23 protein-coding genes and 1 rRNA gene are annotated in these 20,340 nt (G+C 43.9%); 2 read left to right on the top strand and 22 right to left on the bottom strand.

The window, feature by feature from the left end; translation table 11 throughout:
- Positions 1-162: 162 nt before the first annotated feature.
- From FS736_RS22375 to ispE, 3 genes are read right to left on the bottom strand one after another with little or no spacing between them, the layout of a single operon-like run.
- Positions 163-537 (bottom strand): RidA family protein, encoded by a 375-nt coding sequence (locus tag FS736_RS22375; RefSeq protein WP_144481343.1) that lies wholly within the window; start codon positions 535-537, stop codon positions 163-165.
- 33 nt (positions 538-570) lie between these two features.
- Positions 571-1,395 (bottom strand): pur operon repressor, encoded by an 825-nt coding sequence (purR, locus tag FS736_RS22370; protein WP_144481342.1) that lies wholly within the window; start codon positions 1,393-1,395, stop codon positions 571-573.
- Between the two features lie 55 nt (positions 1,396-1,450).
- Positions 1,451-2,320 (bottom strand): 4-(cytidine 5'-diphospho)-2-C-methyl-D-erythritol kinase, encoded by an 870-nt coding sequence (gene ispE / locus FS736_RS22365; protein WP_144481341.1) that lies wholly within the window; start codon positions 2,318-2,320, stop codon positions 1,451-1,453.
- 111 nt (positions 2,321-2,431) lie between these two features.
- On the opposite strand from ispE, the gene FS736_RS22360 reads away from it, so the two are divergent.
- Positions 2,432-2,659, top strand: a complete 228-nt coding sequence (locus tag FS736_RS22360) for a hypothetical protein (RefSeq protein ID WP_144481340.1) — start codon at positions 2,432-2,434, stop codon at positions 2,657-2,659.
- Between the two features lie 198 nt (positions 2,660-2,857).
- Here the strand turns inward: FS736_RS22360 and FS736_RS22355 are convergent, their stop codons facing one another.
- The 8 genes from FS736_RS22355 to metG form a co-directional block, all read right to left on the bottom strand.
- Entirely contained in the window at positions 2,858-3,037 is a 180-nt protein-coding gene (locus FS736_RS22355) for a small, acid-soluble spore protein, alpha/beta type (protein ID WP_144481339.1), read from the bottom strand.
- Between the two features lie 155 nt (positions 3,038-3,192).
- On the bottom strand, positions 3,193-3,456 hold the full coding sequence (gene veg, locus FS736_RS22350; protein ID WP_023613322.1) for a biofilm formation stimulator Veg: 264 nt from the start codon (positions 3,454-3,456) through the stop codon (positions 3,193-3,195).
- 195 nt (positions 3,457-3,651) lie between these two features.
- A complete protein-coding gene (gene yabG / locus FS736_RS22345) occupies positions 3,652-4,530 on the bottom strand; it encodes a sporulation peptidase YabG (protein WP_144481352.1) in 879 nt (292 codons plus the stop codon).
- Between the two features lie 305 nt (positions 4,531-4,835).
- Complete coding sequence (rsmA, locus tag FS736_RS22340) at positions 4,836-5,714, bottom strand: 16S rRNA (adenine(1518)-N(6)/adenine(1519)-N(6))-dimethyltransferase RsmA (RefSeq protein WP_144481338.1); 879 nt, start codon at positions 5,712-5,714, stop codon at positions 4,836-4,838.
- Complete coding sequence (gene rnmV, locus FS736_RS22335) at positions 5,707-6,270, bottom strand: ribonuclease M5 (protein WP_144481337.1); 564 nt, start codon at positions 6,268-6,270, stop codon at positions 5,707-5,709. Before rnmV ends, rsmA begins: the two co-directional genes overlap by 8 nt.
- 230 nt (positions 6,271-6,500) lie before the next feature.
- Positions 6,501-7,685: a G5 and 3D domain-containing protein gene (locus tag FS736_RS22330; protein ID WP_144481351.1), complete on the bottom strand. Its 1,185-nt coding sequence runs from the start codon at positions 7,683-7,685 to the stop codon at positions 6,501-6,503.
- Positions 7,686-7,923: 238 nt separating this feature from the next.
- A complete protein-coding gene (locus tag FS736_RS22325; protein WP_144481336.1) occupies positions 7,924-8,691 on the bottom strand; it encodes a TatD family hydrolase in 768 nt (255 codons plus the stop codon).
- A gap of 296 nt (positions 8,692-8,987) precedes the next feature.
- Positions 8,988-10,943: a methionine--tRNA ligase gene (gene metG / locus FS736_RS22320; protein WP_144481335.1), complete on the bottom strand. Its 1,956-nt coding sequence runs from the start codon at positions 10,941-10,943 to the stop codon at positions 8,988-8,990.
- Between the two features lie 859 nt (positions 10,944-11,802).
- Here metG and FS736_RS22315 point away from each other — a divergent pair.
- On the top strand, positions 11,803-12,090 hold the full coding sequence (locus tag FS736_RS22315) for an AbrB/MazE/SpoVT family DNA-binding domain-containing protein (protein WP_079504177.1): 288 nt from the start codon (positions 11,803-11,805) through the stop codon (positions 12,088-12,090).
- 50 nt (positions 12,091-12,140) lie between these two features.
- On the opposite strand, the gene rsmI is transcribed toward FS736_RS22315, so the two are convergent.
- From rsmI to rrf, 11 genes are all read right to left on the bottom strand, one after another.
- Positions 12,141-13,022 (bottom strand): 16S rRNA (cytidine(1402)-2'-O)-methyltransferase, encoded by an 882-nt coding sequence (rsmI, locus tag FS736_RS22310; protein WP_144481334.1) that lies wholly within the window; start codon positions 13,020-13,022, stop codon positions 12,141-12,143.
- A gap of 217 nt (positions 13,023-13,239) precedes the next feature.
- Positions 13,240-13,983: a tRNA1(Val) (adenine(37)-N6)-methyltransferase gene (locus FS736_RS22305; RefSeq protein WP_144481333.1), complete on the bottom strand. Its 744-nt coding sequence runs from the start codon at positions 13,981-13,983 to the stop codon at positions 13,240-13,242.
- A 62-nt stretch (positions 13,984-14,045) separates the two neighbouring features.
- Positions 14,046-14,417 (bottom strand): DNA replication initiation control protein YabA, encoded by a 372-nt coding sequence (gene yabA, locus FS736_RS22300; RefSeq protein WP_144481332.1) that lies wholly within the window; start codon positions 14,415-14,417, stop codon positions 14,046-14,048.
- Between the two features lie 13 nt (positions 14,418-14,430).
- Positions 14,431-15,261, bottom strand: a complete 831-nt coding sequence (locus tag FS736_RS22295) for a PSP1 domain-containing protein (RefSeq protein ID WP_144481331.1) — start codon at positions 15,259-15,261, stop codon at positions 14,431-14,433.
- Positions 15,254-16,261: a DNA polymerase III subunit delta' gene (gene holB / locus FS736_RS22290; protein ID WP_144481330.1), complete on the bottom strand. Its 1,008-nt coding sequence runs from the start codon at positions 16,259-16,261 to the stop codon at positions 15,254-15,256. Before holB ends, FS736_RS22295 begins: the two co-directional genes overlap by 8 nt.
- Positions 16,262-16,274: 13 nt before the next feature.
- The gene (locus FS736_RS22285) at positions 16,275-16,715 is read right to left on the bottom strand and encodes a YaaR family protein (RefSeq protein ID WP_144481329.1); all 441 of its coding nucleotides are present in this window, start codon (positions 16,713-16,715) and stop codon (positions 16,275-16,277) included.
- 27 nt (positions 16,716-16,742) lie between these two features.
- Positions 16,743-17,072: a cyclic-di-AMP receptor gene (locus tag FS736_RS22280; RefSeq protein WP_079504170.1), complete on the bottom strand. Its 330-nt coding sequence runs from the start codon at positions 17,070-17,072 to the stop codon at positions 16,743-16,745.
- A gap of 329 nt (positions 17,073-17,401) precedes the next feature.
- Positions 17,402-18,034 carry a dTMP kinase gene (gene tmk / locus FS736_RS22275; RefSeq protein ID WP_144481328.1) on the bottom strand — a complete coding sequence of 211 codons (633 nt, stop codon included), beginning with the start codon at positions 18,032-18,034 and terminating at the stop codon, positions 17,402-17,404.
- The gene (locus FS736_RS22270) at positions 18,035-19,456 is read right to left on the bottom strand and encodes an aminotransferase class I/II-fold pyridoxal phosphate-dependent enzyme (RefSeq protein ID WP_144481327.1); all 1,422 of its coding nucleotides are present in this window, start codon (positions 19,454-19,456) and stop codon (positions 18,035-18,037) included.
- 83 nt (positions 19,457-19,539) lie between these two features.
- Positions 19,540-19,701, bottom strand: coding sequence for a sigma factor G inhibitor Gin (locus tag FS736_RS22265; RefSeq protein WP_395883838.1), 162 nt, complete (start codon positions 19,699-19,701; stop codon positions 19,540-19,542).
- Positions 19,702-20,270: 569 nt separating this feature from the next.
- Positions 20,271-20,340: ribosomal RNA gene (rrf, locus tag FS736_RS25750) — 5S ribosomal RNA — on the bottom strand; the annotation flags it as partial.

The raw sequence follows: 20,340 nt of genomic DNA, 5'->3' as shown, positions 1-20,340 counted from the left end.
CTTGGCTGCGACCGTAACTCGAGGTCTCTCTCTTTTTCGGGCGGAGAAATCTCTTGGCTGCGACCGTAACTCGGGGTCCCTCTCTTTTTCGGGCAGAGAATCTTTTCTAAGTTACCGAAACTCGGGTTCTCTCTTTACTTAGTGAACATAAAAAAACGCCCGTTATTTAACGAGCGCTACTACTTCGATTTCCACCAGAGCGTCTTTTGGCAATCTTGCCACTTCGACTGTGGAGCGTGCCGGTTTATGTTCATTGAAATACTCAGCATAGACTTCATTCAATTGAGCGAATTCATCCATATTCTTGATGAACACAGTTGCCTTTACGACTGTTTCAAGCGATGCTCCTGCAGCTTCCAGCACAGCTTTTAGGTTTTTGAAGACCTGATGTGTCTGGGCCTGGATGTCGCCTTCTACCATCATCCCCTCAGGAGTCAATGGAATCTGGCCTGAGCTGTAGAAAAGATTGTTCACTACTACTCCCTGAGAGTAGGGTCCGATTGCTGCTGGTGCATTGGAAGTTTGTACAATATTCATATTGTCACCCCATTATTTTTTTCGTCTGAACAACTATTCTTTACGGGCAAAGTAATTTCCTTCACTAACGGTAATTTTTCTTTCTTTAACATCAACGTCGGAAAGACGGACGAGTGAAAGATATTCATCAACAAGTCGCTCTTCGATGTTTTCCGATTCCACCAATACTGCGATTCCTGCCAATTTTGCATTAAACTCCTCCAGCAGGTTGATCATGCCGTTGACTGTGCCGCCTGCTTTCATGAAGTCATCCACAATTAAAACCTTGGAACCCTCTGCAAGGCTCCGCTTGGATAACACCATAGTCTGGATCCTTTTAGATGAACCGGAGACATAATTGATACTCACTGTAGAACCTTCTGTCACCTTGCTGTCCCTTCTGACAATCACAACCGGGACATTAAGATGGCTTGCGACTGCATAAGCAATCGGGATTCCTTTCGTCGCCACAGTCATGACCACTTCAATGTCTTTTTCGGCATAAGCGGATGCCAGCAGGCGTCCAACCTCCTGGACGATCGCAGGGTTGCCAAGGATGTCATTCATGAAGAGATAACCGCCAGGAAGCAGTCTATCAGGAGTAGCCATGATCTTGCATAGTTCATCAATGACTGCCCTTGCCTTTTCATCACTTACATGAACGTGGAATTTCACTCCTCCGGCGGCTCCCGGCACAGTCTGGAGGACTCCAATTCCTCTTTGTTCAAATGTTTCTTTGATGATTCCGAGATCTTCGCTGATCGATGACTTAGCTGAACCATACTTCTCCGCAAAATAGGTTAACGGCACCAATTGACGGGGATGTTCCAGTAAATAGGTCGTCATATCGATCAAACGCTCGCTGCGTCGAAATTTCATTCCAGAACCTCCAAAATCCGAATATTTAAGGTTAATATAACACCATTATACGGATTTAATCAAGGGTATGACGTTCACCCAGCATCCTTACCGCAAATACCTGATCGCAAAAACCGCGTAGTCCGTTATAGATGCGATGCATACGCGAATCGTGTGCCACCAGGCTAAAAACGGTGGGGCCGCTTCCGCTCATCAACACGGCATCTGCACCGAAACGCTTCATCTGATCCTTTATTTGGGCGACCTCAGGATATAGGGATAGCGTCACATCTTCAAGTACATTGCCGACACTGTTGCAGACCCCTTTAAAATCACCCTCTTCAATCGCAGAGATCATTTCTTTAGTAGGCGGATGCTGAATTTTTTCTACATTAAGGCGGCGATATACTTCTGCTGTTGATACACCAATAAAAGGCTTCGCCAAAACGACCCAGCATGTTGGCGGCGCAGGCAGCTCTTCAATGATTTCCCCTCGCCCTGTGGCAAGCGCTGTTCCTCCGTACACACAGAAGGAAACATCCGAACCAATTTCTGCGCCAAGCACCGCCAGCTCGTCCAATGACAAACCAAGATTCCACAGCTTGTTCAATCCCCTTAATGTCGCCGCTGCATCACTGCTGCCGCCAGCAAGACCAGCTGCTACCGGGATGGTTTTTTCAATCCCGATCATTACACCTTTTTTCACCTGGAACCTCTCTTTTAACAGTATGGCCGCCTGGTAAGCAAGGTTCCGTTGGTCATCCGGAACAAATCGATTATGAGAATGGATCATGATCCTGTCTTCTTCTAATAAACTAAGTTCAATGCGGTCAGCCAGATCAATCGTCGTCATCACCATTTCTACCTCATGGTAACCGTCCGGACGTTTATGCAAAACATCAAGTGATAAATTGATCTTTGCTGGCGCCTTCACTAAAATCTTCACTACTTCCACCTACTTTTACACGAATTCCACATTTTGTCCTATTTTACCACAAAAAGAATAGAAAAGCGCAAGCGCCTTGGTCAACTTCGACAAGCGCTGGAGGGCCTGGCAGTGAAGTCGCTTTTTGACTTCATTGCCAGAACCGAAATCGAAAAGTATAGCCGACTGCCCAGAAACGCAGAAACTGGAGACTCCGACAAAGAAGCGCTCTTTGCTTCTGCCGGCGGAGTTGAAGTTTCGGAGTTTCTAGGAGGCAACACTAGACAAGCGACTCGAGGAGTTAGGCGCTGGAGCTGGACAATGATCGAATTTAAACAATACACTCTGAAAGTAAAATAAGTAAGACTCCTCTATAGAAACATTCCTCTATTTTATCATTTGCTCATTGGCGAATACAGTCATTTCACAAAGAATTAGGATTCCAGGAATCTAACGCAAAAAAGCCGGAGCAATAGCCCCGGCACCGTGATGGTCTGAATTATATTGGTCACTGTCAGGAACAGTTTTACGGCAGTTTACAAAGAATGTCGATCACAATCAGCGGTTCTGGTTCGCAAGCTGCTGTTCAGCAAGCTCAATCGCCCGCTTTACCATGTTGCCCGCGTCCCTGGCCCTGATTCCGCCCCATCCTTCATTTTGGACGACATCATAAAAGCCGAGCTCTTTCGCAAGCTCTTCCTTCAACCTGTCAGACATAATTCCTCTTCTTCTGCCCAATACTACCATCTCCTTTTCACCATCACAGTATTTTTAGTATTCTGGGTAAAGGAGATTTTCATGTGCACCTTATTTATCCTTTGCCTCTTAAAAATGGGCAAAATAAAAAGCAGCTAACCCGAGAGTTCACTGCCTGTACTGCATTTGAGCATAGATTAGCTCAAAGCAATTGATCCTGTTGTATCTTCAAAGAAGGTAATTTCAACCGTTTCAGTTAATACATCTGCGTAGCTGTACGAAACACGTTCAAAAGCATTTTCATCCTGGTCAAGCTCAATGACGAAAACTGAAGGATAAGTTTCCGCTAATACGCCTGAACGTTCGATCGTCTTTCTGCGTCCGCCGTTGGCCTTTAGCATAAGTCTTTTTCCTAGGTTTGAATCAAGGGCTTTTTTGATATCCGATAATGTTTTTGGCATTCGGTCCACCTCACTACATAAAAGTATAACACGCTTACACACTTTAGTCAAACAAAAACATAAATTATAACAGTACTTAAATTTAAAAGTCAATATATTTTCGTCTTCTTTTTCTTCTAAATTTCTACATTTTTAGGGTGGCCGGTATTGCGGAAAATTATGTATGAAGAAATAAAAACGCCGGACGTATATAAATCAGTCCGACGAATTCTTCTTATATGGCATTCCTGTCCTTAATACTCCCTTTGTTTCAATGCCGCCTAATCCTTTATCCCCCGTCAGGGTATTTCTCAGCACATCCCATACATTAATCCGTTCCATGAAAGGGGTAAAGCTGATTTTTGCGACGATATAGACTGGATCAAGCGCGTGGATATTGACTCTTGATGGCGAACTGGCAAAATTGGCTCCTGCATGGATCAGCGACTCGAAATGAGACTGGCATGCACCCGCAAAGATGACGAGCTGGTCAAGATGGGGAATTCTCTTTCGTGCCTCCCTCACCGTCTGGACAAAATGCTTGGAATGGCGGTAGGCATTGATATCATCCATAGAGCCTTTCGACTTTGAATAGGCATCATGTCCGGTGATGACCAGTATATCTGGCCGATAATAATCAATCAGCATCCCGACCTTATCGGGCATTTCTTTTTCATTGCAATGAAACCCATAAACCGGAACCCCAACCTTTTCGTATAAGGTCAGGCACTTTTTTAAATAAATTGGATCTCCATCAATGTGGAGAACCTTTCCAGGCATTTGAAAATAGTTATATGATTTGCTGTAACCCTCGGTCGACTCATATTCCTGTTTTTGCTGCAATAAATCAACATCCTGCCGGAATAGCTTATATGATTGTTCTTCAAGTGACCGGAATTCCTCTGTCAGCCTCATGCGCATCCCCGGATCGATTTTGATCAGGTCTTCATAGGGCGCATCCGCAATCAATCGGAAATCCTCACCATATAATATCGCAATTTTTTTCCCATTATTCTCTCTGATATCGATTACCCGGAACATAATATCGCATTGATGCGAAACCCTGCCGACGATATCCATGAGGTTAATGTTCATCATCCTCACTCCAATTGCCCCGCACACAGGCTGCGCTAAGTGGTTTTCTTTCATAAAATATGCAAACACCTATAGACATGTGCTTTCTGGGCTCCGGAGTATCAACCAGGAATCATATTCCTGAGTTCTGCTGATATATTCCTTAGATTCTGGATATATTCCTGACTCGCAGCGTTTTATTCCTGAAAAATTAAATTATATTCCTTAATTTCTTATTTTATTCCGAAACAGCAAAAAAGGCCTGGAGTCTCCAGACCTTATTGACAGCTATAATACGTACTGCTTTTCGAACACAATCCTAAGCTTTAATGAAAATATGGATACAGTGCATTACTCAATTGTGCGAATTCTTCAATCGTTAGTGTTTCTCCCCGGCGCGATTCTTCCACTCCTGCCTGCTGAAGCGCTGCTTGTATACTTTCTTTCTTCAGCTTTCCATCTGGGAGCTGGCTGGTCAAATTATTCAGGATGGTCTTTCGTCTTTGGGCAAAACTTGACCTGGTGACATGGAAAAAGAAAGCTTCATCCTTCACTTTTACAGGCGGCTCATCATGCAATGTCAGCCGGATGACCGCAGAGTCGACATTTGGCTGCGGCATGAATACTGTTTTCGGAACAATCATCACGGTCTCTGCCTTCGTGTAATACTGGACAGCAATCGAAAGGGAACCGTATTCCTTTGTCCCCGGCTTGGCGGAAATCCTGTCTCCCACTTCTTTTTGAAGCATGCAGACGATTCCCCTGATCGGCAGTCTTTCCTCGAGCAGCTTCATAAGGATCGGTGTCGTCACATAATAAGGCAGGTTGGCAACGACCATCACATCTTTAAATTGGGCAAATTCTTGTTCCATGACTGCATGGACATCTGCTTTCAGGACATCACTATGGATGATTTTCACATTGGGATATGGCGAAAGGGTTTCCTCCAAGATCGGGAGGAGGCGCTGGTCAATCTCAAAAGCGACAACTTTTTCTGCTCTTTTCGCCAGCTGTTCGGTCAATGCGCCAATTCCAGGGCCAATTTCAATCGCGCCGCTTCCGTCCGTTAATTGTGCATGATCAACAATCCGGTTGAGGATATTGGTATCGATCAGAAAGTTCTGTCCCAGGCTCTTTTTAAAAGAAAAGCCGTACTTATCCAATATTTCTTTCGTTCTCACAGGGGTTGCAATATCTTTATGCATTTTGTTGTTCCTCCTTGAGGATCTCAGCCAGAGCATCTGCGAAATCCTGTCTTTTCACCTGAAACATCATCAGGCGCTTGTGGAGCTGCTTGCCGTTTGTATATCCGATCTTCAGTAGCCTTCCAAGCTTTTCCCGCCTCTCCTTGGAACCAGGGCCGCCAATCAGCCCGGCATCCAGCAAATCCTCCTGGGTGATTTCCTCGACTGCCTCTGCGTCCATGATCTGTGCATCCTTGAGTGCTTCACGGATCACTTCGGGAGCGGCATGCTCAACGCCCAGGCCTCTTCCAGACTTGGGCTTGGCCAATTCCTTTGGAATGAATGCATGCTTGCAGCCAGGAACCTGTTCTGAAATGGTCTTGCGAATTTTTTCACCAGGGAAATCCGGGTCGGTAAAAATAATGACTCCTCTTTTTTCATGGGCATTCCGGATCTTTTCAATTGTTTCTGCGTTGATGGCAGAACCATTCGTTTCAATAGTGTCCGCGTCGATGGCACGCCTGATCGCCGTTGTATCATCCTTGCCCTCGACTACGATGATTTCTTTTAATCTCATGTTTCCTCCGATACTTATATTGCTTACGCTGCTTTATTCAGCCAGCAGTAGACTTTTTAATTGCATTTTTTTTAAAAAGAAAAAAATTCTATGAAATAAATGAAACATTTTTGAAATATAATCGTCTATATAAGTGTAAAGTTTTTTTAGATGAAATGCTTTTCTTATTATACCTTAAAGACTGTTTGAAAAAACAAAAATGCAGAGGAAGGTTCCCCTGCATCCGTGAATTAATTTAGGATTTTGATTTTGACTGTCTTACGTCCCCAGCGGTAGGCATCTGATTTTGATGCGAAGAAAACATCAATCTTGTTACCTCTAATCGCTGAGCCCTTGTCGGCAGCGATGGCATAGCCATAGCCTTCAACATATACTTTGGTTCCCAATGGAATGACGCTTGGATCTACTGCAATGACTCTGACATTTGGATTCGCCCTCAGGTTGATCCCTGTAGCAGTGTAGCCGGAGCAACCGTTACAGTTAGCAGTATAAGCTGTGGAGGAAACATAGAATTCCTTCCCTGCCGGTTCACTTGAGCCACGTGAAACTTGAGCAACGATGACCTTCGTGCCCATCGCCACGACTTTATCCTTTTTCTCTTTTAATGTCTTTTCACTGACCAGTTTTCTTGATACTTCCTTGCCGTTTTCAAGGATTACTTCATATTCCTTGGAAAGCAAACCTTCCTGGCCTTCTGTCACAACTTCTTGTTTCCCTTTTTCCAGTTTGCTGTCCTTTTGCGTGACGACAGCATAGCTAATTGGTTCTTCAACTACATCGGTGACTTTTTCAACTCGAGTGACATTAATCACGGCATCTTTTGTGACTGTCTGCTTTAACGCAGGCTCAACACGGTCCATATCGTTCAGTGTGATTCCTTGCTGTGATAAAAAGTCAGCGACCGTAGTCGAAGTCGACCATACATCTTGCTCTTTTCCGCCTACTACGAGTTTAAGCGGGAAAGCTCTTTGAATGGCAATCTTCACATCTTGCTTTAACTTAGCGTCTGGGTTTGGGCTTAACTTGTCGTGTTCATTTATAACGATATTCTGTTCTTTCAGGAAATCTTCGACCGTATCGGCTGCTGTCCAATACTTCTTGGTCTCCTGGTCCTGTATTACTTCTACCTGTTTGGCCGGTTTCCACACGATTGATAGGTTATTCTTCACCTTGGTGTGTGCCGCCAGCGATAAATAATCCTCTGAGCGCAATGAGATATCGAGATCATTAAATATATCCTGGATAGTATTTGCGTGTGTTTTAATGACCCTTTCTTCGCCATCCAATGTCAATGCGACTGTCTTTTTGGTCCCTTCATACATGAAGATCCCAAGAGCAGCGGCAAAAACTAGGAAACTAGCAGAAAAAAGCACCAGTTTCTTCTTACTCAAAGTCTTGGAAAACAGGTTTTTCATGCTATTAATCACGATGAAAAACGCCTCCTCTTCTCGGAGTGATTATAAAGATATTGTTGCCGACTTGTCAACCCAGACACCCTTGCCCAAACGTAGTCCCTATTATGCAAGATGCACCATAAAAAGAAAAGCAATAGTTATCGACACGGTTATCCTATGTCGCAAGTGAGACATGTAGAACTTTTTAGAAACAGAAAAGTTTTGGACAACCTTGCTGATAAATCGACAACATTCCCTATCACTTTATGCCGAATAATTTTTTTGCATTTTTGGCTGTTTCGCCTGCAACTTCTTCGAGAGTTAGCCCTTTCAATTCTGCAATTTGCTGTGCTACCAATTTTACATAGGCTGGTTCATTTCGTTTTCCGCGATATGGATGCGGAGTCAGGTAAGGGCAATCTGTTTCGACCAAAAGACGGTCCATTGGAATCGCCTCTGCCACTTCCTTCGGTTTCTTTGCATTTTTAAACGTAACCGGTCCGCCAAGTGATATATAGAAGTTCATATCAACGCATTCAAGTGCTGTTTCCACGCTGCCGCTGAAACAGTGCATGATCCCGCCAACTTCCCCGGCATTCTCTTCCTTTAAAATTTCCACTATGTCTGCTGTTGCGTCACGATTATGTATGATGATAGGAAGATTCACTTCTTTTGCAAGCCTGATTTGTTTGCGGAAGACCTCTTTCTGGATGTCCTTCGGTGACTTGTCCCAGTGATAATCAAGTCCCATTTCCCCGAGAGCGACGACTTTAGGGTGGCTCGCCAGTTCTTTCAGCCAAGCCAGATGCTCCTCCGTCATATCGATCGCATCGACTGGATGCCATCCTACACTTGCATAAAGAAATTCATAGCTTTCTGCGAGCTCAATCGCTTTTTTGATTGTCACTTCATCGAACCCGACAACCACCATGTTGGTAACTCCTTCAGCAAGGGCCCGGTCAATGACATCCTGGAGATCTTCGTTGTATTGTTCCGCGTTTAAGTGTACATGTGTATCAAAAAGCATATTTAACTCCTTTACTGGCATTGCCTGCAGCTTTATACTAATCCAGCTCCCTGTTAGGGAGAATAGACCCGCTGCCATGTTCTTATTATTGTGATAAAGTTGTGTCGATATCATAACTTTTTTCCAATGTCCAGGTCAAATTTCTGGATTCGGTTTCATAAAAACCCGACAAGTGTCGGGAATGCTTGCTAACTGACTCTCTTATCTATCATAAATCACGCTATTTAAAAAATTGCCTTTTTAACACAAAAAACCTGAAAATGTTACACATGAAACATTTTCAGGTTCGTATGGTTTTATTTTATTTTCGCCCCGATAGCCAGTGAATCATCAACTGATGCCAGTGACATGACGCCATCTTTTTCACCTGCAAGAATCATTCCCTCGGAAAGCTCCCCGCGAAGTTTAACAGGCTTAAGGTTGGTCACACAAATCACTTTTTTGCCCACAAGGTCTTCCGGTTTGAAGTACTTTGCAATACCCGAAACGACCTGGCGTTTTTCATAGCCAAGATCCAATTGAAGCTTCAGCAGCTTATCAGCTTTTTTGACAGGCTCTGCATGAATGACTTGTGCTACACGCAGTTCAACCTTCATGAAGTCATCAATCGTGATTTCTTCCTGCAATTCCGGCTTCTCTTCTTCCACAGGTGCCGCGGCAGGAGCAGATCCCTGCATTTTTTCCTTGATGAACTCCACTTCGTCCTTCAGTTCAAGACGAGGGAAAATCGGTTCACCCTGGACCACCTTGGTTCCTGCTGGTATCTGTCCGAACTCTTCAAGGCTTTCCCATGTCTGTAGTCCCTCGGAAGCAACATTCAGCTGAGCGAAGATTTTATCCGGAGTCCTTGTCAGGAATGGCTTTAACAGGATCGCCACTCTTCTTAAAGATTCAGCCAGGTGGACCATGACATCAGCCAAAGCCGCTTTCTTTTCTTCATCCTTCGCCAGCACCCATGGCTGTGTCTCATCGATGAATTTATTGCAGCGGCTGATCAGCTGCCAAACAGTCGTAAGCGCAACGGAAAACTCCATTTTCTCCATTGCCTCTTCGTATTTCAAGACAGTCTCCTTGTTCACTTCAAGCAGCTGCTTTTCAAATTCTCCTTCAGAACCATTGTATGCAGGAATTTCACCGTCGAAATACTTATTGATCATGGCAACAGTCCTGTTCAGCAGGTTTCCAAGGTCATTGGCAAGATCGAAATTGATTCTTTCGACAAAGCCTTCAGGCGTAAATACGCCATCAGAACCGAATGGAACCTCACGAAGCAAGTAGTATCGAAGAGCATCCAGGCCGTAGCGGTCAATCAGCGTGACAGGGTCCACTACATTCCCTTTGGATTTCGACATTTTTCCGTCCTTCATCAAAAGCCAGCCGTGGGCAAAAACCTTTTTAGGAAGCGGAAGATCAAGAGCCATCAGCATAATTGGCCAATAAATGGTGTGGAAGCGGACAATTTCCTTTCCGACAAGGTGGACATCCGCCGGCCAGTAGTTCAAGTACTTGGAATCATCATCAGTACCATAGCCCAGAGCTGTAATATAGTTCGATAACGCATCGATCCACACATAAATGACGTGCTTCGGATCCCCGGGAACCTTGATACCCCAGTCAAAAGTTGTCCTGGACACGGCCAAGTCTTCAAGTCCTGGCTTGATGAAGTTATTGATCATTTCATTTTTCCGTGATTCCGGCTGGATGAAGTCAGGATTCTCTTCATAGTATTTCAGAAGCCTGTCAGCGTACTTGCTCATCTTAAAGAAATAAGATTCTTCCTTTACCTTTTCAACAGGTCGGCCGCAGTCCGGGCAATTCCCATCCACAAGCTGTCTGTCAGTATAGAAGGATTCACACGGTGTGCAATACCAGCCTTCATATTGGTCAAGATATATATCCCCCTGCTCCAGAAGCTGAGCGAAGATTTTCTCAACGATTTGTTTATGACGGTCCTGGGTCGTACGGATAAAGTCGTTATAAGAAATATCCAGTTTGCCCCAGAGTTCCTGGATCCCATCAACAATTCCATCTACATATTGCTGCGGGGTAACACCCTTTGCCTCTGCATTCCGCTGAATCTTCTGACCGTGCTCATCCGTGCCTGTCAAATACATGACATCATAGCCGCGCAGTCTTTTATAGCGGGCCATCGCATCGCCAGCTACCGTTGTATAAGCATGTCCGATATGAAGATTTCCGCTTGGATAATAAATCGGTGTCGTAAGATAAAAGGTTTTCAGTTTCTCTTCCATGAAGATCCTCCTTAACTAATACTGCTAGTTCATTCTAATAGTAGTTATTATACCAGTTAATGCGTTGGGATTCATAACACTTTAACAATGGCCTTTTTCGTAATTTACATTGTTTTTACATACAACAGCTTTTGGATTTATTATTACTCCCGCATTTCCAGTTTGGAAGCCTGTATGAAAATAGCACCTGAGGCTTTATAACTAAGGTTGATGCACAAAAGCAACAATCCATGCGGAAACGGCTTAAGTAAATTTGCCGCTTACAACCGAAGAATATGTAGTGGCTAAAAGGAGAGCAGGCACCAAAATTATAAATAAACTCGAAATTTGTAAAAAAAATTACTGCTACGGACATTCTCCTCATAATGTTAACGTATTTTGTCATTAGCAGAATGCAGTTTGCTCTGTTTCTATCATTAAATTAAAAATCCCGCCTTATGATCCTGGCAGGAGATGAACTACTGTGAATTTTTACTTAATAAAATCATAACCAATTTCATTAATAGAATATACCTGATTAGAAAATAATGTACGGTGCTTTTCAAATATGACAAACTTGTGACTTTTTTGTCGAATAGATTGTAGAATTTTGTCGAAATATGCGCTTAATGTTATCGTCGAATAATATTTTCTCCTTTTATCCATTAGTAAAAATTCCTTCCCAGGTGTCTCCCCTCTAATACTACTTATCAGTAAACCTTGTTATGATAAGGTTCAAGCCCTGTGTAAAATTTTTCTAATAAAAGAAAAATAATTTAATTGACGGTAATTGGAATCACTGGTATTATAAAACCAATAAGAGAAAAATGTCGAAAAATGACGAATAAATATATGGGAAAATGAGAGGAGATTATAAAAAATGAAATCTACTGGTATCGTACGTAAAGTTGATGAGCTTGGCCGCGTGGTTATTCCAATCGAATTAAGAAGGACTCTTGGCATCGCAGAAAAGGATGCTTTGGAAATCTATGTTGACGATGACCGCATCATCCTGAAGAAGTACAAGCCAAACATGACTTGCCACATCACTGGTGAAGTATCTGACAACAACATCACATTGGCTGGCGGCAAGCTAATCCTTAGCCGTGAAGGTGCTGAACAGCTTCTTAAAGAAATCCAGGGAAGCTTCGAACCTGTAAAAGCTTAATATAAAATATAATCAAGGCCGTGGATAGCATCCACGGCCTTTTTACGTTTTCATTCTTCTATATGGTAAGCCTGGTAAACTTCCCGTTTTTGCAGATCCCGGTCCTTTGCTGTTTGCTTGATGGCATCTTTGGAAGTCATATTTTCCTTTGTGATGTAATGCTCTACATGTTCAGTCAAGCTAAGTTTTTCCCACCATTGATTTTCTTCAAGTTCAAGGGTGTCTACAGACACCCCCTCAATAATCAGTACGAATTCACCGCGCACTTCCTCCGTTTCAGACCATGCAAGTGCTTCTGAAACAGTCCCTCTGAGGAACTCTTCATATTTCTTCGTTAATTCCCGGCACAGGACAATTCGGCGGTCACCCAGACCATCCAGCATCAATGCCAGTGTCTCCTTCAATCTGTGTGGTGATTCATAAAGGATTATGGTGGCTGCCTGTTTTGCCAGCTGTTCGAGTTCCTTTCTTTTATCCTTTTTGCCTCTCTGGAGGAAACCGTAATAATAGAAAGGCTGCGGCTGGATCCCTGAAGCAATCAATGCGGTAAGGGCTGCGTTTGCTCCTGGCAGCGGGACGACCGTGAGCCCCTCGGCAATCGCCTCGGCCACAAGTTCCATACCAGGGTCTGATATAGTCGGCATTCCCGCATCGCTGACCAGCGCAATTTTGGCTCCGTCCTTCAGTTTCTCAACCAACTTATGCCCACTGCTTTCCTTATTATGTTCATGATAGCTGGTAACGGGCGTTTCAATCTCAAAGTAATTGCACAGCTTTTTTGTATTCCTTGTATCTTCCGCGGCAATCAAATCCGCTTCCTTCATCATCCTGATCGCCCTGAAGGTCATGTCCTCCAGGTTTCCGATTGGCGTAGGCACCAGATAAAGGATTCCTTTTTCATTCTCGCGTTCAAAACTTTTTTGCTGCTGCATTTTTAATCCACCCGTTCCTCTTTTACTTAGGCTGTTTTCGTAATGAATGTTGTTAAAATCCTAAAGCCGATTTTAACGTATTATAAGGCGTTTTGCTGGTCGGTAAATAGTTTGCAAGCTCTTTTCCCGTCTAAATCGTCCATTTAGCTAAGTTACCTAGGTCCTTCAATGCAATTTTGCAGCAAATGGCAACAAAGTTCCAGAAAAGAGCCTTTACTTATTTGCTTCCATATAACATCTCTTTGATCACTGGGGTATATTCATTATTTTCATCATAGACCGTTAAAGGCTCAAGAATCTTAAGGTCAGGGCTGCCATCCTTTATGGCTTCTACCAGCAGCGTATTCGCTTCCTTCCCTGCCTTTGGATAGACAAACTGGATCCGCTTGGGCTCAAGCCGGTATTTCCGCATAAGCTCAATGATGTCAATCAGCCTTCCCGGACGGTGGACAAATGCAACCTTCCCACCCTGTTTGACCAGCTGGCTTGCCGACCGAATCGCATCCTCGAGCGTGCAAAGAATCTCATGGCGCGCAATCGCCAGGTGTTCATTCACATTGATCTCTTCCTTGGACGGGGTCGGAAAATACGGCGGATTGCAGGTTACAACATCGTACTTCTCAAAGCCAAGCTGTTTTGGAGCATCCTTTAAGTCTCCATGAACCATATGGAGACGGTCATTTAATTGATTGTATTCAATGCTTCGGATGGCCATATCGTACAATCGTTCCTGGATTTCGACTCCGGTGATTGTCCCTTTCGTCCTCGCACTTAAAAACAAGGGAATCACCCCATTGCCACTGCATAGGTCGACGATCTTCCCTTTTTGGATCGGCACCCATACAAATCTCGCAAGCAGGACAGCATCCAGGGAAAAAGAAAATACATTCGGGCTCTGGATAATCCGCAAATCCTCCGCAAGCAAATAGTCCAGTCGTTCATCTTCTCGTAAGTTTACCATTTGTTGTGTTCCTCCAAAACGAACTTATAAAAATAGCCTTCCCTATAAAGGAAGGCTGCCAATTACTTTTTATTAAGAAAGGACAGGCAGAACAAGCAATCCTCTTTTCGCGGGCTGCCAAAATGCAGATTGCAGATGTGGAAGCCTTCCTGGTACAGGCGGGCAAGATTGTCATAGCCTTCACCGATGTCGACTACGTTTTTATCAGCCTGTGCCTGATTGCTGTTTTCCTTGCCGCTTTTCTTAATGGTTGGATCTTTTTTACCAATGGTTTGATCCAGACGGCGTCTTATATGCTCATTTTCCAGCTTTAGTGCATTATTCTCTTCCAGAATCTCTGCCAAATGCTGTTTTAACTCACCAAGCTGACGGTATAAATCACCGATCTGCGCTTCCATATTACTTACTGAGTCAAAGATATCTTTTTTATCCACCTGTTCCACCTCATTAATCTGTGGATGATTGCAACGATACAGCTCCTGCTTCCTGAATTTCCTCAAGTGTATATTCCAGAACGCGTTCCTGTCCTGGGATATCGACTTGCATGACTCGTTCCAGGATGTTCAATCCGACGACTTTCCCTCGTCCATCCGGTGTCAAGATTGTTTCGCCAATGTCTGGCAGCTGCTCTTTCGCTGTTTCATATTCGTCGTTCTCATATTTCAAACAGCACATCAGCCTGCCGCAAAGACCGGAAATCTTTGTCGGATTGAGCGAGAGGTTTTGATCCTTGGCCATCTTGATTGAAACAGGTTCAAAGTCTCCCAGGTACGTAGAGCAGCAAAGCATCCTGCCGCATGGCCCTATACCGCCAAGCATTTTTGCTTCATCCCTGACACCAATCTGGCGAAGCTCGATCCTTGTCCGGAAGATGGATGCCAAATCCTTGACCAATTCCCGGAAATCAACTCGGCCGTCAGCCGTGAAGTAAAAAATGACTTTGTTGCGGTCAAATGTATATTCAACATCAACAAGCTTCATATCAAGCTGATGTTCGTTCACTTTTTCACTGCAAACATCGTATGCTTCCTTTGCAGCTGTTTTGTTCTCCTCGACAATGAGACGATCCTTCTGATCTGCAATTCTGACGACCTTTTTCAGAGGCAGGACCACATCGTTTTCGCCGACTTGCTTTCGGGGAATGACCACTCTGCCGTACTCAACGCCCCTTACAGTTTCGACAATGACGAATTCGTCCTTTTGAATTGAGAGATCGCCGGGATCAAAATAATAAATCTTCCCCGCTTTCTTGAAGCGGACACCTACTACATCATACAAGTGTAGATCCCTCCTGCAATTTTAACACCAGCTCTTCCATGAGCAGCTGGGGATTCATATTGGCATGCAGCTTCCTCTTCGCCTCCAGAATGGCTGCCATTTGTTCGGTAAGACGCCGTCCGGATGTCTGTAATGCAAACTGTTCTAAACGTGAGCTTTCGTTTAGATACACAACCTGGTCCTTCTTGCCAAGCTGAATGTATAGTAAATCCTTAAATATAAGAAGTAATAAATCCAAACCCCGATCGATTTGTTCTTTCTCTTTAAAGTGCGTGAACCAGTTCTCCTGAAGCGCGACCATAGCTTCAAGCGAATTCTTCTTCAGCACTTCATATAATTTTAACACTATTTTTTGTGCTTGTGCAAACCAATCATTACTACTTATCTCTAAAGCTTCTTCCAAATTATTCGTCAGCTGTGCCAGCATCGGGGCTGTATGCGGGTGGACCCCGTTTGCTATCAATTGTTCTGTCATATTTTTAGGAGATAATGGCGTAAAATTGATCATCTGGCATCTGGATAAGATGGTCGGAAGCATTTGCTGTGCCTGCTCGGTGATCAACACAGCAACAGTCCCTGCATGAGGTTCCTCGAGGAACTTCAGCAAACTGTTCGCCGCATTAGTCGTCATCCGGTCAGCATGGACAATCGTGTAAAGCTTGTTCTTCGACTCAACCCCTGTTTTCGAAAACTCCTCTTGCAGCAGCTGAATCTGCCCTTTCTTGATCGAAAGGCCATCAGGCTCTACAAGATGGATATCCGGATGGTTCCCATGGTTGATCCTTTTGCAGTTCAAACAGTTTTCGCAAGGTTTATAGCCATCCACCGGCGCCTGGCAATTGATGCTCTTGGCAAGGAGTATACTTATCTCCTTTTTGCCGGTGCCCCTCATTCCCTCAAATAAATAGGCATGGGCGACCCGATTTTTCAGGATGCTGTTTTTTATCATCTTCAAAACATTGGGCTGGAGTCTCTCCAGCTCGTCCCATGTCTTTGCCAAGGCGATCACTCACTTACGTATATAAATTGATCAACAGGCCTTTGACTTCCCCAATCTTGCCGAGGATATCAATCTGTTCATCCTTTTTCTTCATCAGCTCATCCGTCAACTCGACCAGCTTATCATCAATCGTTTCCACGACCTTCAAAGACCTGCCTTCGCCAAATTGGTTCCAGCTATGCGAGTGCTTGAGCTCCATTCCGAAATTGACTGCTTCTTTAACGAATTGCTTCACTAGCGTCCTGAACTTGGCAAGGTCCTTGAAAGTCCTGGACCGTGCCAGCCGCTCGCCGGCAGATTCCACTTCCTTCATTAATTGCTGGAGCTGTCCGATTTGCAATTTATGTTCCTGTTTCTCCACAAGTGCATTGAATTTGATGCCGCTGCCAGGCTGCTGTTTCTGGTCCTGGCGCACTTTATCTATGTTAAGGCGCATATCCTGATTAATTTTCATTTGGTGCTAACCTCCGGGCATTTCCCGTTAAAATTGATGAAACTGCTCGACAGGCAATACGAAAACAGTCGCACCGCCAACTTCGACCTCGACAGGGTATGGAACATATGAATCTGCATTCCCTCCCATAGGTGAGACAGGTGCCACAAGCTGGTCACGAGACTTACAGTTGTCCCTGATGACCTCCAATGCCTTATCCACTCTGATGTCTTCTGTTCCTATGATAAACGTGGTATTCCCTGATTTCAGGAATCCACCTGTACTGGCCATCTTTGTTGCACGGAAATTATGGTCGACCAGCGCATTTGAAAGGCGGTTGCTATCCTGGTCTTGAACCACTGCTAAAATTAATTTCATTCGTTTACCCCCTGAATTTTTTTATTGGCATGAAATTTTGCTTCCGTAACAGTTGTATCCTTATTATAACAGGATTCCTGGGACAACACATGATATAAACGTAAAATTCCATTCGCTTCCAGAAAAGAGGGTGCCTAAATTGCCCCCATTCCTTAAAGACAACTCTTTATTCGCAAATTTTAATACATAGTTCGCTAAAAAAACTTTTTATTCGCTAGTAAACAGTGTTCATTTGCAAAAAGCAGCCCTTTATTCGCAGACTGGAAATTTACTTCTATCTTTACCAGATAAAAAACAAGCCTGACAGCGGACAGGCTTGTTCATGGAATCTACATTTTCAATATTTCTTTAATTTTCTCTTCAGCTTGTACGTAAACCTCTTCCAATTCCTTTGAAGCATCAATCGTGACAATCCTCTCCGGGAATCGCTCGGCAATCATCGTATAGCCTTCCCTTACCTTTTGGTGGAACTCCAGCTTTTCTAAATCGAGACGATTCACTTCACGGCCCTTATTTTTATTGATCCTTTCAAGCCCCACTTCTGGTGCTACATCAAAATACAGTGTCATTTTGGGCATCATGCTTTCAATCGCAAACTGGTTGATTGAATAGACCTCGTCAATACCCAAGCCTCGGGCATGGCCCTGATACGCCAGTGAACTATCGACAAATCGGTCACATAAAACAATTTTCCCTCTTTCCAGCGCTGGCTTGACCTTTTCGGCAAGATGCTGCCTTCTGGCTGCCGCATATAAAAGGGCTTCTGTACGCGGATCCATTGCGGTGTTTTTCGGATCGAGGATGACTTGCCTGATTTGTTCCGCAATCTCTATTCCACCAGGTTCACGTGTCGCGACAATCTCATATCCTTCCTTTTCAAGCTTCTCCGCCAGCATCTGAATGATGGTCGTTTTTCCCGAACCATCCGGCCCTTCGACTGTAATGAATATACCCTTGTCCATCTATATCCTCCAACTCTGAAACACTTTTATTTTACCAGCATGCAAATACTCTCCGCCCTGGATTTTCGCTTCTTTTCTTATTAAATATAAGATCATTTGAATGTCTTCTTCAGTGATGCATTCCCCTAGCAGGCAAATGGGAATCCCCGGCGGATACGGAATGATCTGGTCCGCACAAACCCTGCCAGCCGCCTCTTCCAGTGGTATAGGCTCACATAGCTGATTCTCCATCTCTTTATAGCTTGCTGCCAGTGTGGAAATTCCTTTATCCGTTAGTTTCGATTCCGGGTGACTGACTCTTCTTGGAATGTTGCTGACAACCTCTTTAATCTTATCAGCAGCTTCCTGCAGGTAATGTGCCATATTCTTTTTAAGTAAAGGCAGAACGAGCAGGACATTATGTGGGTCAGCCAATTCTGTAAAAATCCCTTTTGCTTCAAGTCTAGGTTGCAGCTCGAAGCCTGACCAGGATTGAATGGTTAACTTTAGCGGGTCATCCCCTGACAAAATCCGAATTGTTTCCAGGTGCTCGAGGCTTACCCGGAATTTTTGCAATTCTGCTTTCAAATAAGTCAGATCCGCCTGATTATAGGTACCCAGATAGCTCCGGGCCAAATCCAGCGATGCCATCAATGGATAGGAAGGACTGCTTGATTGCAGCGCCTGCAGGTAAAACTCCAGCTTGCTCATCGCTACCCGTTCTGTCTGAAAATGAAGGAACGCCCCCATGGTCATGGCCGGAAGTGTCTTATGTGCCGATTGCACAACAAGATCAGCACCAAGCTCAACCGCTGACTTCGGGAAATAGTCCCCTGCGATAAAATGCACGCCATGTGCCTCATCCACCAATACAGGAATCTGATAACGATGCGCCAAGTCAATGATGCTTTTAAGGTCATACGTTAATCCATAATAATTTGGGTATGTCAGAATGAGTGCCTTTGCCCCGGGATACTGCTGGATTGCCGATTCTACAGCCTCCAAACTCAGTCCTGCAGCGACAGCATAGTCCTCATGATACTCCGGACTGATGAAAACTGGCCTCGCTTTAGCGAGCCTGAGTGCATTCATGATTGATTTATGCGAATTGCGCTGAACCAGCACAACATCATCTTCATTAACCGCGGCAAGAATCATCGCCAGGTTCCCGATAGTCGATCCATTTACTAAAAAAAAGCTTTTTTCCGTTTTATATAAGTCCGTGAGCAACTCTTCAGCCTCTAAAATAACTCCCTCGGGAGAATGAAAATCATCCAGTCCGGTTATTTCAGTGGCATCCAGTTTTAGAATATCTTTAAAAAAGCTTTGTCCCTTCTCGGAAATAACAGTCCCATTTTTATGGCCCGGTACATGGAAGGACAGCGGTTCCCCTTCAGCATGCCCCACCAATCGGGAATACAAGGGGGTCTTCGATTGATCCATATTCTCACCTTTATTGTCATTTTCACACCTATCTATTCTAACACTGATTCATGGCAAAAAAAATAAAAGCCCGAAATGGACTTTTAACTGTAAATACCTGGTTTAGTTACTTTCCTTAATTTCTCCACGTAATATTTATATTGAGGATCACTCGTATCTGTCTTAATCATGATGCTCTCACAGTCTGTGCAAATAAATGAAGTATACAGGTGTATGCCAGCTGTTTTCGTCTGTTCGCAAACCACACACGTCTCCCCGATTTGATTCTTAGCTAAAAGCGAACCCAAATTCTCCACCTCCGTACACCTATTGTTGCCAGGAGCCCAATTTTGTATACAATTTTCCGAATAATATTTCAGGAAGTTTAATTGTTTTATATTTTATGATTGTCATTCGATTTCCTTGTATGTCTTATAACAATTTAGGTTGGTTTATTATTTAATTAAGCCGTTCACGGGAGAATTGCACTTGTTATTATCGAAATGTAAGCGTTAGGACTTAGATTGATGATATTAGACCAACATTTTGTGATATTCCTTCAAAAATATTCATGAGAAGTTAAGATTTTAATGTAATAGAGTGCCTAAGAATAGTCTATGAGGACCCATTATGAATCTTATTGGCGATTTTTTGATTTTATCGACCACATTTATGATTTTATCGGCGGATTTACAAATATATCGGCCAAATCCAGAGATTTATCGACCACTTTGCCAAAGATATCGACCAACCTGATAAAACGGCAAAATTCTGCTGCTCATGAAAATTTGATCAAAACACAAAAAAAGAACAGCCATTCAGCTGTTCTTCGTGTGCCCGGCGGCGTCCTACTCTCACAGGGGGAAACCCCCAACTACCATCGGCGCTGAGAAGCTTAACTTCCG

Source organism: Cytobacillus oceanisediminis 2691 (genome assembly GCF_007678455.1).
GTDB classification, from domain to species: domain Bacteria; phylum Bacillota; class Bacilli; order Bacillales; family Cytobacillaceae; genus Mesobacillus; species Mesobacillus oceanisediminis_A.
The sequence above is the reverse complement of the archived record's forward strand: the minus strand, read 5'-3'. Positions and strand labels throughout refer to the sequence as shown.

Excerpts from the sequence above, each read along its gene's own strand:
- FS736_RS22375 (WP_144481343.1), bottom strand. The coding sequence starts at position 537 with ATGAATATTGTACAAACTTCCAATGCACCAGCAGCAATCGGACCCTAC.
- purR (WP_144481342.1), bottom strand. The coding sequence starts at position 1,395 with ATGAAATTTCGACGCAGCGAGCGTTTGATCGATATGACGACCTATTTA.
- veg (WP_023613322.1), bottom strand. The coding sequence starts at position 3,456 with ATGCCAAAAACATTATCGGATATCAAAAAAGCCCTTGATTCAAACCTA.
- yabG (WP_144481352.1), bottom strand. The coding sequence starts at position 4,530 with ATGAACATTAACCTCATGGATATCGTCGGCAGGGTTTCGCATCAATGC.
- rsmA (WP_144481338.1), bottom strand. The coding sequence starts at position 5,714 with ATGCATAAAGATATTGCAACCCCTGTGAGAACGAAAGAAATATTGGAT.
- rnmV (WP_144481337.1), bottom strand. The coding sequence starts at position 6,270 with ATGAGATTAAAAGAAATCATCGTAGTCGAGGGCAAGGATGATACAACG.
- FS736_RS22330 (WP_144481351.1), bottom strand. The coding sequence starts at position 7,685 with ATGAAAAACCTGTTTTCCAAGACTTTGAGTAAGAAGAAACTGGTGCTT.
- FS736_RS22325 (WP_144481336.1), bottom strand. The coding sequence starts at position 8,691 with ATGCTTTTTGATACACATGTACACTTAAACGCGGAACAATACAACGAA.
- metG (WP_144481335.1), bottom strand. The coding sequence starts at position 10,943 with ATGGAAGAGAAACTGAAAACCTTTTATCTTACGACACCGATTTATTAT.
- FS736_RS22315 (WP_079504177.1), top strand. The coding sequence starts at position 11,803 with ATGAAATCTACTGGTATCGTACGTAAAGTTGATGAGCTTGGCCGCGTG.
- rsmI (WP_144481334.1), bottom strand. The coding sequence starts at position 13,022 with ATGCAGCAGCAAAAAAGTTTTGAACGCGAGAATGAAAAAGGAATCCTT.
- FS736_RS22305 (WP_144481333.1), bottom strand. The coding sequence starts at position 13,983 with ATGGTAAACTTACGAGAAGATGAACGACTGGACTATTTGCTTGCGGAG.
- FS736_RS22285 (WP_144481329.1), bottom strand. The coding sequence starts at position 16,715 with ATGAAAATTAATCAGGATATGCGCCTTAACATAGATAAAGTGCGCCAG.
- FS736_RS22280 (WP_079504170.1), bottom strand. The coding sequence starts at position 17,072 with ATGAAATTAATTTTAGCAGTGGTTCAAGACCAGGATAGCAACCGCCTT.
- tmk (WP_144481328.1), bottom strand. The coding sequence starts at position 18,034 with ATGGACAAGGGTATATTCATTACAGTCGAAGGGCCGGATGGTTCGGGA.
- FS736_RS22270 (WP_144481327.1), bottom strand. The coding sequence starts at position 19,456 with ATGGATCAATCGAAGACCCCCTTGTATTCCCGATTGGTGGGGCATGCT.